At 71.6% G+C, this 13,717-nt stretch carries 11 protein-coding genes, 1 tRNA gene and 1 pseudogene; 10 read left to right on the top strand and 3 right to left on the bottom strand.

Annotated elements, in window-relative coordinates; genetic code table 11:
* Positions 1 to 111 precede the first annotated feature (111 nt).
* The 7 genes and pseudogenes from BS80_RS17355 to BS80_RS17325 all read left to right on the top strand — a co-directional run bounded on the left by BS80_RS17355 (position 112) and on the right by BS80_RS17325 (position 6,005).
* On the top strand, positions 112 to 588 hold the full coding sequence (locus BS80_RS17355) for an FtsB family cell division protein (protein WP_051966724.1): 477 nt from the start codon (positions 112 to 114) through the stop codon (positions 586 to 588).
* Between the two features lie 15 nt (positions 589 to 603).
* Positions 604 to 1,098, top strand: a pseudogene (locus BS80_RS17350) (DUF501 domain-containing protein); the annotation flags it as partial.
* A 185-nt stretch (positions 1,099 to 1,283) separates the two neighbouring features.
* On the top strand, positions 1,284 to 2,225 hold the full coding sequence (locus BS80_RS17345) for a Ppx/GppA phosphatase family protein (protein WP_035798416.1): 942 nt from the start codon (positions 1,284 to 1,286) through the stop codon (positions 2,223 to 2,225).
* 428 nt (positions 2,226 to 2,653) lie between these two features.
* The gene (locus tag BS80_RS17340) at positions 2,654 to 4,033 is read left to right on the top strand and encodes an NAD(P)/FAD-dependent oxidoreductase (RefSeq protein ID WP_035798414.1); all 1,380 of its coding nucleotides are present in this window, start codon (positions 2,654 to 2,656) and stop codon (positions 4,031 to 4,033) included.
* Positions 4,034 to 4,404: 371 nt separating this feature from the next.
* Positions 4,405 to 4,489, top strand: a tRNA-Leu gene (locus BS80_RS17335).
* 191 nt (positions 4,490 to 4,680) lie between these two features.
* A complete protein-coding gene (locus tag BS80_RS17330; protein ID WP_035798412.1) occupies positions 4,681 to 5,535 on the top strand; it encodes a Bax inhibitor-1/YccA family protein in 855 nt (284 codons plus the stop codon).
* Between the two features lie 89 nt (positions 5,536 to 5,624).
* Positions 5,625 to 6,005, top strand: coding sequence for a hypothetical protein (locus BS80_RS17325; RefSeq protein ID WP_035798410.1), 381 nt, complete (start codon positions 5,625 to 5,627; stop codon positions 6,003 to 6,005).
* 31 nt (positions 6,006 to 6,036) lie between these two features.
* Here the strand turns inward: BS80_RS17325 and BS80_RS17320 are convergent, their stop codons facing one another.
* From BS80_RS17320 to BS80_RS17310, 3 genes are all read right to left on the bottom strand, one after another.
* The gene (locus tag BS80_RS17320) at positions 6,037 to 7,047 is read right to left on the bottom strand and encodes a hypothetical protein (RefSeq protein ID WP_035798408.1); all 1,011 of its coding nucleotides are present in this window, start codon (positions 7,045 to 7,047) and stop codon (positions 6,037 to 6,039) included.
* A 314-nt stretch (positions 7,048 to 7,361) separates the two neighbouring features.
* Complete coding sequence (locus BS80_RS17315) at positions 7,362 to 8,582, bottom strand: acetyl-CoA C-acetyltransferase (protein ID WP_035798406.1); 1,221 nt, start codon at positions 8,580 to 8,582, stop codon at positions 7,362 to 7,364.
* Between the two features lie 49 nt (positions 8,583 to 8,631).
* Complete coding sequence (locus BS80_RS17310) at positions 8,632 to 9,819, bottom strand: SGNH/GDSL hydrolase family protein (RefSeq protein ID WP_083974830.1); 1,188 nt, start codon at positions 9,817 to 9,819, stop codon at positions 8,632 to 8,634.
* A gap of 183 nt (positions 9,820 to 10,002) precedes the next feature.
* Here BS80_RS17310 and BS80_RS17305 point away from each other — a divergent pair, with 183 nt between their 5' ends.
* From BS80_RS17305 to BS80_RS17295, 3 genes are all read left to right on the top strand, one after another.
* The gene (locus BS80_RS17305) at positions 10,003 to 11,403 is read left to right on the top strand and encodes a cystathionine beta-synthase (RefSeq protein WP_035798403.1); all 1,401 of its coding nucleotides are present in this window, start codon (positions 10,003 to 10,005) and stop codon (positions 11,401 to 11,403) included.
* A gap of 490 nt (positions 11,404 to 11,893) precedes the next feature.
* Positions 11,894 to 12,211, top strand: a complete 318-nt coding sequence (locus BS80_RS17300; protein ID WP_035798402.1) for a hypothetical protein — start codon at positions 11,894 to 11,896, stop codon at positions 12,209 to 12,211.
* 187 nt (positions 12,212 to 12,398) lie between these two features.
* Positions 12,399 to 13,640, top strand: a complete 1,242-nt coding sequence (locus BS80_RS17295; protein ID WP_051966722.1) for a L,D-transpeptidase — start codon at positions 12,399 to 12,401, stop codon at positions 13,638 to 13,640.
* Positions 13,641 to 13,717 lie beyond the last annotated feature (77 nt).

Here is a 13,717-nt window from a genome sequence, read left to right as displayed (position 1 = left end):
CGCCTGACCGGTGCCCCGGCCTCCACCCCGTAGGGTGGAGGCCGGGGCACCGGCGCACTGCGGCGGACCACGGCCCCGCTCAGCTCGGCCGACCGGAGGGGAACCGACACGATGGCAGGCTGGAAGTTCCCGGGTCTGACCGTACGGCCGCGCTTCACCAGCCGGGCCACCGTGCTCGTCCTGGTGCTCTGCTCGCTGGTGGCGATCCTCGCCTACCCGACCCGTCAGTTCCTCTCCCAGCGCTCCGACATCGCCGACCAGCGGGTCAAGGCCGAACAGGTCCGGCAGCAGGTGGAGCAGCTGACCAGGGAGCGGGCCCGCTGGCAGGACCCCAGCTACGTCAAGGCGCAGGCCCGCGAGCGGCTGCACTACGCGCTCCCCGGCGAGACGCCGTTCGTCTCGGTCGACCCGGCTCCCTCGGCCGCCGGCAAGCCGCTCGCGGCGCCCGGTGGTTCGCAGCCCGCCAAGGCGGCCAAGCCCTGGTACTCGGTCGTCTGGGACTCCGTCGACGCGGCCGACACCGCGGCCCCCGTCGCCGGTCCCGCCCCTGCCTCCGCCCCCGCTCCTGCCCCCGCCCCCGCTCCCTGAGAAGACAGCACCCCGATGACCACTGACCCCACCCCGCCGGTCGCCGACCGCGACCTCGCCGCCGTCGCGGCCCAGCTCGGCCGCGTCCCGCGCGGCACCCGGGCCGTCGCCCACCGCTGCCCCTGCGGCAACCCGGACGTCGTGGAGACCGCGCCCCGGCTGCCCGACGGCACCCCGTTCCCGACCCTCTACTACCTGACCTGCCCCAAGGCCGCCTCGCTGATCGGCACCCTGGAGGCGGACGGGGTGATGAAGGACCAGACGGCCCGGCTCGCCGAGGATCCCGAACTGGCCGCCGGCTACCAGCGGGCGCACGAGGACTACATCGCCCGCCGGGACGCCATCGAGGTGCTGGAGGGCTTCCCCTCGGCCGGTGGGATGCCGGATCGGGTGAAGTGCCTGCACGTGCTGGTCGGCCACTCGCTGGCCGCCGGACCCGGCGTCAACCCGCTGGGTGACGAGGCGCTGGAGATGCTGCCGCAGTGGTGGCGCAAGGGGCCGTGCGTGAGTGAGGAGGAGGTCGCCGCCAGCGCCGAGGTGCTGGAGCGGCAGCGGGAGAAGGTCGTGGACCACGACGCCGTGATCGCCGCCAAGCAGCGCAAGGCGGACGAGCGGGCCGCCAAGCGACAGGCCGAGCAGGCCGAGCAGAGCGAGCAGGCCGCGCAGGCGGCGCAGACCCCTCAGGAGGACGAGAAGTGACGAGCACCCGGGTGGCCGCGGTCGACTGCGGCACCAACTCGATCCGTCTGCTGATCGCCGACCTGGACCCGGCCACCGGTGCCATCACGGACCTGGACCGGCGGATGCTGATCGTCCGCCTCGGCCAGGACGTCGACCGCACCGGCCGGCTGGCCCCCGAGGCGCTGGAGCGCACCTTCGCGGCCTGCCGCGAGTACGCCGCGGTCATCGCCGGGCACGGGATCGGCCCGGAGCGGATCCGCTTCGTCGCCACCAGTGCCTCCCGGGACGCCGAGAACAGCGCGGAGTTCACCCGGGGCGTCAAGGAGATCCTGGGCGTCGAGCCCGAGGTGGTGAGCGGCGACGAGGAGGCCCGGCTCTCCTTCACCGGCGCCACCAAGGAGCTGACCGGCGAGGCCTTCGCCGCGCCTTACCTGGTCTTCGACCTGGGCGGCGGCTCGACCGAGTTCGTGCTGGGCACCGACGAGGTGCGGGCCGCCCGCTCGGTGGACATCGGCTGCGTCCGGCTGACGGAACGGCACTTCGCCGGGACCGAGATCCCCACGCTCGGTCAGATCTCGGCCGCCAAGGCCGACATCAAGGCGGCGCTCAACCAGGCCGCCGAGGTGGTCCCGCTGACCGAGGCGGCCACGCTGGTCGGCCTGGCCGGCACGGCGACCACGGTGGCCGCCATCGCGCTGGAGCTGCCCGCGTACGACTCCGAGGCGGTCCACCACGCCCGGATCAGCCTGGCGCAGGTCCGCGAGGTCACCGGCCGGCTGCTGAGCTCCACGCACGCCGAGCGCGCGGCGATCCCGGTGATGCACCCCGGACGGGTCGACGTGATCGCGGCGGGCGCCCTGGTGCTGCTCTCGATCATGGAGCGGACCGGCGCCGCCGAGCTGGTCGTCAGCGAGCACGACATCCTCGACGGCATTGCCTGGAGTACAGCCGTCTGAGGCTCCAAGCCCCTTACCTGATCGGCCCCGAGAGGCGTTCCACGTCCTCGGGGCCGACTGCTCGGGCCGGTGTCGCGAGAAACTTCGTGAATTTCTTCACATGAAGTCGGGCCCTTTTGTCGCAGTCCGCTGTCCGGTCCGTCCGGATTGGGTGACCGAAGGCCACCGCGGCGCCCCGGCCGATGGATCCCAGGCCAGGCTCCGGCTCGGCCGGTGGAATCGAAATGGTGCGCGGGAACCCTGCCGCGCCAACGATCGTTGCTGCTCAGCAGGGGCGACGGAATCCAAACATCCGTATCGGTCGGCGAGCGACCCGCAGCGGCGTCCGCGTGCCCGGTTTCGGGGCCGCGTAGTGTAGCACGGGGTGTCCAGGCATCTGTGACGGGCCTCACGCAGGCTGCTCCGAAGGGTGCTGGATACTTTCGGATATGAGCACCACGGAGCGTCCTCGCATCCTCATTGTCGGCGGTGGTTACGTCGGCCTGTATGCCGCGATGCGCATCCTCAAGAAGATGCGTTACGGAGAGGCGACCGTCACGGTCGTCGACCCGCGGTCGTACATGACGTACCTGCCCTTCCTTCCCGAGGCGGCCGGCGGCAACGTCGCGCCTCGCAACCTCGTCGCGCCCCTGCGCAGCGCCCTGAAGAAGGCGGAGGTGCTCACCGGTCATGTGACCGGTGTGGACCACGCCCGCAAGGTCGCCACCATCGCGCCGCCGGCCGGCGACTCCTACGAGCTGCCCTTCGACTACCTGGTCGTCGCGACCGGCTCGGTCTCCCGCACCTTCCCGATCCCGGGTCTGGCGGAGCACGGCATCGGGATGAAGACCGTGGAGGAGGCCATCAGCCTCCGTAACCACGTCCTCGCCCAGCTGGACAAGGCCGAGTCCACCGCGGACCAGGACGTCCGTCGCAAGGCCCTCACCTTCGTGGTCATCGGCGGCGGCTTCGCCGGCGTCGAGACCATCGCCGAGGTCGAGGACATGGCGCGCGACGCCGCGAAGATCTACAAGACCGTCAGCCGGGATGACATGCGGTTCATCCTGGTCGAGGCGGCCAACCGGATCCTCCCGGAGATGGGCCCGGACCTCGGTCTGTGGACCAAGGAGAAGCTCGAAGAGCGCAACATCGAGATCTACATCGAGACCTCGATGGACTCCTGCGTCGACCAGCACGTCGTGCTGAAGAACGGCGTCGAGGCCGATGCCTCCACCATCGTGTGGACGGCGGGCGTCAAGCCCAACCCGGTGCTGAACCACTTCGGCCTGCCGCTGGGCCCGCGTGGCCACGTGGACACCTCGCCGACCCTTCAGGTCCAGGGCTTCGACTACGTCTGGGCCGCCGGCGACAACGCCCAGGTGCCCGACCTCGCCGTCGGCGAGGGCGCCTGGTGCCCGCCGAACGCCCAGCACGCGGTGCGTCAGGCGATCGTGCTCGGCGACAACGTGATCTCCGGCATGCGGGGCTTCCCGCAGGCCCAGTACAAGCACAAGAACCTCGGTGCGGTGGCCGGTCTCGGCCTGCACAAGGGCGTGGCGATCCTCTTCGGCAAGTACAAGCTGAAGGGCCGTCCGGCCTGGTGGTTCCACCGCCTGTACCACGGCAGCCGGGTGCCGACCATGAACCGCAAGGTCCGGGTCTTCACCGACTGGACGCTGGCGATGTTCCTCAAGCGCGAGGTCGTCGGCCTGTCGGAGATGGAGAAGCCGTTCGGCGCCTTCCAGGAGGCCGCTGCTCCCGCTCCGAAGCCGGTCGAGGCCAAGCCCGCGGCGGCCACCGCGGACAAGGAACTCGCCACCAGCAAGTAAGCGACTGATCCCGGCGCCGATCGCCGGGATGTGAGTCGGAGGCTCTCCGCCCGGCAGCGTTGCCGGACCACGACCTCCGTGGTGCTCAGCCGGCCGTGCGACCGGGCGGAGTACAGCAGCAGAAGAGGCCCCGGGCCCGATGGGAAGACCATCGGGCCCGGGGCCTTTTTTCGTTAATTGATGGTCCGTCATTACCGGTCAATCGAACGGTAATGTCGCCGCTGGCCGGATCTTGTCGAAGGGGTGGCCAAATCACGAACTGTTCGTCAGATGGCAAGGAAACATGACAACTTCCCTGCCTGGGAGCATGCGCAAGAGGGATCCGGACGACTAGGCTCGGGGGTAGCCCGCACAGGGGCGGAGCGGTTCACGCCCGGATGGTGGAACGCAGACACGGGCAGCTTAAAACTGCTTGGCCGCGAGGCCGTGCCGGTTCGAGTCCGGCTCCGGGCACCATGGTCCGTCAGGACCTCGTCACCTGAACAGTGCGACGTCACCTCGCGTGCCGCAGGCTCCCCTTCACCCTCTCCCGATCAGGCGCTTCGTGCTGCCCTGCGGGATCATCCTCGCGGCGTACGGGCTTTCCTTTGCCAACACATTACTGTTGGAGCGTGGGTGGTGACGTGCCGCCCTGGGAGGAAAGCGTCATGAGGAGCAGCAACCCGGTCTTCTCGCGGGACGGGTCGTTCACCCGCGGGACCGGCTACGCCGGCTTCGGCACACCGCAGCAGCAGGCCGCGCCGTACGGGCAGCAGCCCGGCGCGCAGAACCCGTACGGCAGCCGGCTCACCGCCGAGCAGCTGGAGCAGCTGTACAACGCCCCCTCGGCGGGCCCGGTCGACACCGGCCGGATGACCATGGACGACGTGGTCGCCCGGACCGGCCTGACCCTGCTCACGCTGGTGGCCACCGGCGCCGTCGCGTGGTTCGCCCTGCCGAACGCCGGCGTCGGCGTGGCCATGGGGGCCGCCCTGGCGGCTTTTGTGGTCGGCCTGGTGATCAGCTTCCGGCGGAGCGTCAGCCCGCCGCTGATCCTGCTTTACGCGGCCCTGGAGGGCTTTTTCCTGGGGGCCGTCACCCAGGTCTTCAACACCGTGTGGCCGGGCATCGCGATCCAGGCGGTGCTGGGCACCGCCGCGGTCTTCGCGGGGATGCTGGTCGCCTACCGCAGCGGCCGGATCCGGGTCACCGCCCGCTACACCCGGATCGGCATGGCCGTCGCCGTCGGCTTCCTGCTGCTGATGCTGGTCAACGTGGTGGCCTCGGTGTTCGGCGCCTCGATGGGGCTGAACTCGGGTCCGCTGGGCATCCTGGTCGGCATCGTCGGGGTCGGTCTCGGCGCGTTCTTCCTCTCGCTCGACTTCGCGTCGATCGAGGAGGCGATCCGGGGCGGCGCCCCGCAGCGCGAGTCCTGGCGGGCCGCGTTCGGGCTGACCCTGTCGCTGGTCTGGATCTACCTGGAGATGCTGCGGCTGATCGCGATCCTGCGCGGCGACGACTGACCCGTCCCGCCGCACGGACGGTGAAGGGCCCCGGAGACCGCTCCGGGGCCCTTCACCGTCCGCGGACCCCGGCTGGATACCCTCGCGGTATGCCCGAAGCCACCACCCTGCTGGAAGCCGTCGACCGACTGGCGGATCGTTTCCGCTCGATGTCGCAGAGCCGCCTGCTCGGCGCCGTCCCCGGACACGCCTCGCGGGCCGCCGCGGGCCTCGCGCTGGCCCGCGAACTGGCGGCCGCCGCGCAGCTGCTGGAGGAGGGCGCGGACGCCGTGCCGCGCGCCATGACCGCCGCGGGCCCGTTCGCGGTCGGCGACCAGCTCGCGGTGGCCGGCCACGACCTGGCGGCCGCGCTGGCCGTCCGGGCGGGCGACGAGCCGGTCCCCACGACGGACGGCGCCCGGTCCACCGCGGCCGGGCTCCTGGCGGGAGCGGTCGCGGCGGTGGGCGCCGTCGGGAAACTCTGCGGGTAGGGCGGGAAGGGCGGGTGCTGCGGGGGCTCGCTCAGATGCTGGCCACCACGCGGTCGGCCAGCACGTAGACGGCCTCCTCGTCGGTGGAGAAGGTCAGCGAGTACGAGCCGGAGAACCGCGAGCCGCCCAGCAGCCGGACGTCCTCGCCGGCCCGGACCGCGTCGATCAGCCGGTAGGCCGCCTCCCGGTCGCCGGGGGCCACGCACAGGGTGGTGCCGTCGGCGAAGGCGTAGACGTCCAGGGTGCCCAGCGGGCCCGGGCGGACGTCGGTGAGCGCGACGCCTTCCTCGGCCAGCGCGGTCAGCTTGGTGTCGGTCCAGTCGCGGGACGGGGTCTGGCTCGGCACGAAGTCGGGGTGCGAGGGGTGCCGGCGCGGGTCGGGAGCGGCGACCGGTGCGGCCTCCACGGCCGGCTCGGGGTCGAGCAGCCCGGCGTCCAGGCCGGTGGCCAGCAGGTCGGCCTCCCGGCGGGCACGCGCCTCGCCGGAGCCCGTCTCGCCCGGTGCCGAGCCGACCGGAGCCCCGCCGCCCGTCACCGGGTGGCCGCCGGCCGCGCCGAGCGGCCCGCTGTCGCTGATCAGGTCCTCCAGCGCCGACCGCAGCGCCTCGCCGAACTCCGGGTCCATGGTGCCGGCGCTGTCCGCGGCGTCGTGCGGACCGATCGGGCGCGGGAAGAAGACCGGCCAGCTCTCCACCGGCCCGAGCCCGTGCAGGCTGCCGAGGCCGCTCAGGTTGACGCCCGGCTCCTCGGGGCCGGCGCCGAACGGCGTGTCCAGCAGCGGCTCGTCCTCGGCCGCGCGGGCCTCCTGCTCCGCCCAGAACGCCCGCGCCTCGACGATCTCGCGCTCGCGGTCGGCGGCCAGCGCCTCGGTGACGGCGCGGCGTATCGCCGCCTCGTCCACGGCGGTGGCGGCGGCGGTGGTGGGGGCCGCGGCAGCGGTCCGGATTTCGTCGAACTGGCGGGAGAGACCGCGTACACGGACGAGGACGGCTGACGACACGGCGATCAGGACCAACAGCAGGGCGATGTACACGGCGCTCACGGAACGTACTCCTTGCGCGGAGTGGAACAGGGGAACATCTCCACCCTGCCCCATGGGGGCCTGTGACTGCAGTGGAAGATGTCTGAATTGTCCGTGATGTTCCTCATTGTCAGAAAATCTAACGGGTCTCCTGTTGTACGCTGCGGAGTTGGACGACAGCGCGGTGTGCAGAAAACCCGTCCTGAGGGACGGAATGAGGGCCGGATCGCCCAAGCGATGTGATCCGGCCCTCATTTACCCTCTGTCACGCCGAACGGGTGGCGGGGGAACGGGAGTTCAACCCACCGTGTCCGCCCGAATCCGCTCCGCTGCGATCAGCTCAGGCGTTCGATCACCATCGCCATGCCCTGGCCGCCGCCCACGCACATGGTCTCCAGGCCGAACTGCTTGTCGTGCCACTGAAGCGAGTTGATCAGCGTGGTGGTGATCCGCGCGCCGGTCATCCCGAAGGGGTGGCCGACCGCGATGGCGCCGCCGTTGACGTTCAGCTTGTCCAGGTCGACGCCCAGGTCGCGGTAGGACGGGATGACCTGGGCGGCGAACGCCTCGTTGATCTCGACCAGGTCGATGTCGCCGATGCTCAGCCCGGCCCGCTTGAGGGCCTGGCGGGAGGCCTCGACCGGCCCGTAGCCCATGATTTCGGGGGAGAGGCCGGAGACGCCGGTGGAGACCACCCGGGCCAGCGGCGTGATGCCCAGCTCGCGCGCCTTGGTGTCGGACATGATCACCAGGGCGGCCGCGCCGTCGTTCAGCGGGCAGCAGTTGCCGGCGGTCACCGTGCCGTCGGGGCGGAAGACCGGCTTGAGGCCGGAGACGGCCTCCAGGGTCACCCCGGCGCGCGGGCCGTCGTCGGTCGAGACGACCGTGCCGTCCGGCGTGGTCACCGGGGTGATCTCGCGCTCCCAGAAGCCGGCCTTGATGGCCGCCTCGGCCAGGTTCTGCGAGCGCACGCCGAACTCGTCCTGGTCGGCGCGGGTGACGCCCTTGAGCGCGGCCAGGTTCTCCGCGGTCTGGCCCATCGCGATGTAGGCGTCCGGAACCAGCCCGTCCGCGCGCGGGTCGTGCCACTCGCCCCCGCCCTCCTCGGCGCGCTTGGCGGTGCGCGCCACCGCGTCGCCGAAGAACGGGTTCTGGGTGCCCGGCATGCCGTCCGAGGTGCCGTTGACCGAGCGCGAGACGGTCTCGACACCGGCCGAGATGAAGACGTCGCCCTCGCCCGCCTTGATCGCGTGCAGCGCCATCCGCGTGGTCTGCAGCGAGGAGGAGCAGTAGCGGGTGACGGTGCAGCCCGGCAGGTGGTCCATGCCCATCTGGACGGCCACGATGCGGGCCAGGTTGTGCCCCTGCTCGCCGCCGGGCAGGCCGCAGCCCAGCATCAGGTCGTCGATGTCGCGCGGGTCGAGCTGCGGCACCTTGGCGAGTGCGGTGGCGATGATGTGGGCGGTCAGGTCGTCCGGGCGGACGTCCTTCAGCGAGCCCTTGAAGGCCCGGCCGATCGGCGAACGGGCGGCGCTGACGATGACGGCTTCGGGCATGACGGCTCCCTGGGTGTCGGGCGGTGGCGGTTGGCTACGGAGAGGAAAGTTACTCCCAAGTAGCCCGCGCGTCATCCGGCACCGCGTGTGAGTTCGCCGACGCGGACTCCCGGGCGGCCCCGGACCCGGGCGCGGGCCCGGGATCGGTGGCGTCGAAGGGCACGGGGTCGAGGCCGTCGGTGGGCACCGAGTCGATGCCGTCCGCGGGGACGGTGCGCAGGGCGTCGGCGGGCAGCGCGTCGGCGGTCTCGTTCGACGGCAGGGCGAGCCGCAGCCGGTGCTTGACCAGCGCCCACCGCCCGGTTCCGCCGGGGCTGGCCGAGGCCACCTCGGTGCCGGACTGCCCGGCGGCCCGGGCGGCTGCCATCGCCATCGGCAGCACCGCCTCGCGGGAGGCCGGCTCCGGCTCGGCCGCCTCCGGCCAGAGGTTCAGGGCGGCGCAGAGCGAGGGCAGCATGGCCATCGCCGCGGTCGCGTAGCCCTGGGCGGAGGGATGGAAGCGGTCGGAGGCGAACATCTCCGGGCGCGCGGCGAACTCCGGGCCGAGCAGCGAGCCCAGCGAGACCGTCCGGCCGCCGGCCTCCACGGTCGCGATGGTCTGCGCGGCCGCCAGCTGCCGGCTGACCCGCCGGGCCACCCAGCGCAGCGGCGGCCGGACCGGCTTGATCGTCCCCAGGTCCGGGCAGGTGCCGACCACCACCTCGCAGTCGATCGCCCGCAGCTCCTGGACCGCCTCGCGCAGCTGGCGCACCGACTGCGCGGCCGGGCTGTGCCGGGTGACGTCGTTGGCCCCGACCATGATCACGGCCACCGCCGGACGGGCCGCCAGGGCGAGTCGCACCTGCCGCTCAAGATCGTCCGAACGAGCGCCCGACAGCGCCACGTTGACGAGCCGCACCGGGCGCTCGGCGACCGAGGCGAGTCCGGCGGCGAGCAGGGCCCCCGGGGTCTCGCGGGCCCGCCGCGCGCCGAGCCCGGCCGCCGTGGAGTCGCCGAGGAAGGCCAGTACCAGGGGCTCCTGGCCCGCGGCCGGATCGGCGAAGTCCTCGCCGTACACCCCGTCCGCGCGCGGCGGACTGCCCTCCAGAATGCCCACCGCGCGGATCGCCAGCCGGCTCTCGGTGATCAGGACGCCGGCCAGCCCCACCCCCAGCAGCCCGAGCCCGCCGCCGCCGTACGCCGCCGCCGTGGCGATCCGCCGGGCGACCCGCGCCCTCGAATGCTGCGCCCCTGGCATCCGGCAACCCCCTTCGTAGCCGACCGGTCTCCCGCGCCGTGCGGGCCCGTCTCTCTGCGTGCATACCCGTTGACACCTGCACGCTATCGGGATGCATCGGCCATCCGGAGCCATAGGCTTGACTCACCGAAGGCTTGACCCTCTGAAAAAAGCCATGCATGGCCACAAACCGGGAGGACCCCCGTGCGGTACCAAGAATCGATCATCGACCTGGTCGGCAACACCCCGCTGGTGAAGCTCAACAAGGTCACCGAAGGGATCACCGCCACGGTGCTGGCCAAGGTTGAGTACTTCAACCCGGGCGGCTCGGCCAAGGACCGCATCGCGATGCGGATGATCGAGGCCGCCGAGGCGTCCGGCGCCCTCAAGCCCGGCGGCACCATCGTCGAGCCGACCTCCGGCAACACCGGCGTGGGCCTGGCGATCGTCGCGCAGCAGAAGGGCTACCGCTGCATCTTCGTCTGTCCGGACAAGGTCTCCACCGACAAGATCAACACGCTGCGGGCGTACGGCGCCGAGGTCGTGGTCTGCCCGACCGCGGTCGCCCCCGAGCACCCGGACTCGTACTACAACGTCTCCGACCGCCTGGTGAAGGAGACCCCGAACGCCTGGAAGCCGGACCAGTACTCCAACCCGGAGAACCCCGCCGCGCACTACGCCACCACCGGTCCCGAGCTCTGGGAGCAGACCGACGGCAAGATCACCCACTTCGTCGCGGGCGTCGGCACCGGCGGCACCATCTCCGGCACCGGCCGCTTCCTGAAGGACTCCTCGGGCGGCAAGGTGCAGGTCATCGGCGCCGACCCGGAGGGCTCGGTCTACTCCGGCGGCACCGGCCGCCCGTACCTGGTCGAGGGCGTCGGCGAGGACTTCTGGCCGACCGCGTACGACCGCACGGTGGCCGACGAGATCATCGCGGTCTCCGACAAGGACTCGTTCCAGATGACCCGCCGCCTCGCCCGTGAGGAGGGCCTGCTGGTCGGCGGCTCCTGCGGGATGGCCGTGGTGGCCGCGCTGGAGGTCGCCCGCCGGCTCGGCCCGGACGACATCGTCGTGGTGCTGCTCCCGGACGGTGGCCGCGGCTACCTGTCCAAGATCTTCAACGACGACTGGATGGCCGACTACGGCTTCCTGCCCGCCGTGGAGGACGTGGCGACCATCGGCGAGGTGCTGGCCCGCAAGGACGCCATCGCGCACGAGGGCACCCCGCAGTTCGTCCACATGCACCCCAACGAGACGGTCGGCGAGGCCGTGCAGGTGCTGCGCGACTTCGGCGTCTCGCAGATGCCGGTGGTCTCCCCGGGGGCCGGACACCCGGACATCATGGCGGGCGAGGTCATCGGCGCGGTGGCCGAGCGCGACCTCCTGGCCGGCCTGATCAGCGGCGGCGCCCAGCTGAGCGACGTGCTGGAGAAGCACATGTCCAAGCCGCTGCCGGTGGTCGGCTCGGGCGGCTCGGTGAGCGGCCTGGTGAGCGTGCTGGAGAAGGCCGACGCCGCGGTGGTGCTGGTCGACGGCAAGCCGCAGGGCATCGTCACCCGGCAGGACCTGCTCGCCTTCATGGCGGACCGCAGCACGCACTGATCCGCGCCCGGGCGTTGATCGGTTCGTCAGCTGACGAACTGGTACACCGGCGTCACCTGCTCGCATCACGTGGTTAACAAGGGTCGGGCATCGTAGGGGTCATCGGTGAGTAGCCGAACGTGACGGCGGCGGTGACCGGGGGCGGCTCCCCGGTCCGGCGGTCGCACGGACACACGGGCGCCGGCCCTGAACCGGCGGACTGTGTTCCCTCCAGGCCTTCTGACGCGCTGGAGGGGCCCCTCGTGGGGGTCGTCGTCGTCCCGCCCCTGTCGGCTCCGGCCGGGTTACAGGGTGCGACGGCCCGCACGGCACCTCGCGCCGCAAGGCGCGGCTCCGCGGTTCCCGGGTGGGGGAGCTGGGCGGAGCGGGCAGGGCCGGTTCCGGTTTCCGGGACCGGCCCTCGCCGTTGTCGGGGCCCTTGTCCGGGCCCTTGTCCGGGCCGGTCGGCGTCGGGTTGGGCAGTGGCCCGGTTCTCCCCTACGCTCGCCACATGACCAGCACCGAAGCTTCCGATGCCCCCCGCTACGTCCGCCTCAGCATCGAGCTGATCGCCGAGATCACCGACGAGGGTGCGCTCAAGGCGGCCGCTCTCGCCCAGGTCGACGCCGACGAGTACCTCGATGACGACGAGCGCGCGCAGTCCGTCGAGGCGATCGAGGTGGACCCCTCGGGTTCGCTCGCCCACTTCATCGACCCGGTGGCGTTGCTCGGCGACGTCCCCGGCATCGAGCTCACCCAGGCCACCTGGGAGTCCGCGCAGACCGAGTTCGACCCGGAGGACGACAGCTTCGAGTTCGAGGTCGAGTAGTCCTCGGGTCGCTCTCCCGCTTCTTCCGCATACCGCCCCGCCGTTCTGTCGGCTGGGCGGTATGTCCATTTTTGGCGCCATCTCTCATCATCTCGTACGATCTGAGCCTCTTTATGGAACCGGGTTCGTGCTGTATTGCGTCCCTCTGTCCGTAATGCCCCTTCGCGAGCTATCGGGAGACCACGACGTGACGGCACGGGATCAGCAGGAGCGCGGCGCGGTCGGGGGCTCCTGGAGCAGGCGTGGTGTGCTGGCCGGGCTGCTCGGCGCCCCGGTGCTGCTGCTGGCCGCGTGCAACGACGGCGCGAGGAGCGGCGGCGCCGGTGGCGCGGGTACCGCCGCCACCCCGAAGACCTCCGTCGCGAAGATCACCGTCACCCCGGCCGACGGCACCACCAACGCCGTCTTCACCGCGCCCGTCCAGGTCGCTGTGGAGTCCGGAACGCTCAGCTCGGTCCGGGTCGCCGACGCGACCGGCCAGGAGATAGCCGGCCGGCTCGCCCCCGACGGGACGAGCTGGGCCTCCACCGCACCGCTCGGCAGCGGCACCAGGTACACCGTCGCCGCCGTCGCGTCCGACCGGGACAAGCTCCAGGCGGACGCGAACACCAGCTTCACCACCGCCGCCCCCGCCAACACCTTCATCGGCTACTTCACGCCGGAGGACGGCAGTACGGTCGGCGTCGGGATGCCGGTCTCGATCACCTTCAACACCCCGGTCACCGACCGTCGGGCCGTCCAGCAGGCGATCACCGTCGTCGCGGACCCCGGTGTGGAGATCGTCGGCCACTGGTACTCCAGCACCCGGCTGGACTTCCGCCCCGAGCAGTACTGGGCAGCGGGTACGAAGGTCACCCTCAAGCTGCGGCTGAAGGACGTTCAGGGGGCCAGGGGCGTCTACGGCGTCCAGGCCAAGGACGTGAACTTCACCATCGGCCGCGCGCAGACCAGCATCGCCGACCTCAGCGCCGACACGCTCACCGTGACCACCGACGGCCAGGTCACCGCGACCTACCGCGTGATCGGCGGAGCGCCCGAACACCGCACCTGGGCCGGGAAGATGGTGATCTCCGAGCAGTACCAGCAGACCAAGATGGACTCCGCCACGGTCGGCCTCGGCGACGAGTACAACATCCCCGACGTCCCGCACGCCCAGCGGCTGACCGCCTCCGGCACCTTCATCCACGGCAACTACTGGTCCGCCGCCTCCGCCTTCGGCAACGCCAACACCAGCCACGGCTGCATAGCCCTGCGCGACGTCAAGGGCGCCGGCGACCCGGGCACCGACGGCGCGAAGTTCTACCGGAGCTCGATGGTCGGCGACGTGGTCGAGGTGCGCAACTCCGGTGACCGCACGGTCGATCCGGCCAACGGGCTGAGCGACTGGAACCTCACCTGGGCCGACTGGAAGGCCGGCAGCGCGGTGTAGTCCCGTAGTGGGCGGGGGTGCGTGCGAGGGCTCGAACGCGTTCGGGAATACTGCTGATCGCGTTGCGGAAGCTTCCC

This window comes from Kitasatospora mediocidica KCTC 9733 (assembly GCF_000744225.1).
In the GTDB taxonomy this organism is placed as follows: domain Bacteria; phylum Actinomycetota; class Actinomycetes; order Streptomycetales; family Streptomycetaceae; genus Kitasatospora; species Kitasatospora mediocidica.
Note: the sequence above shows the minus strand (reverse complement) of the source record. Positions and strands in the feature narration are given on the sequence as shown.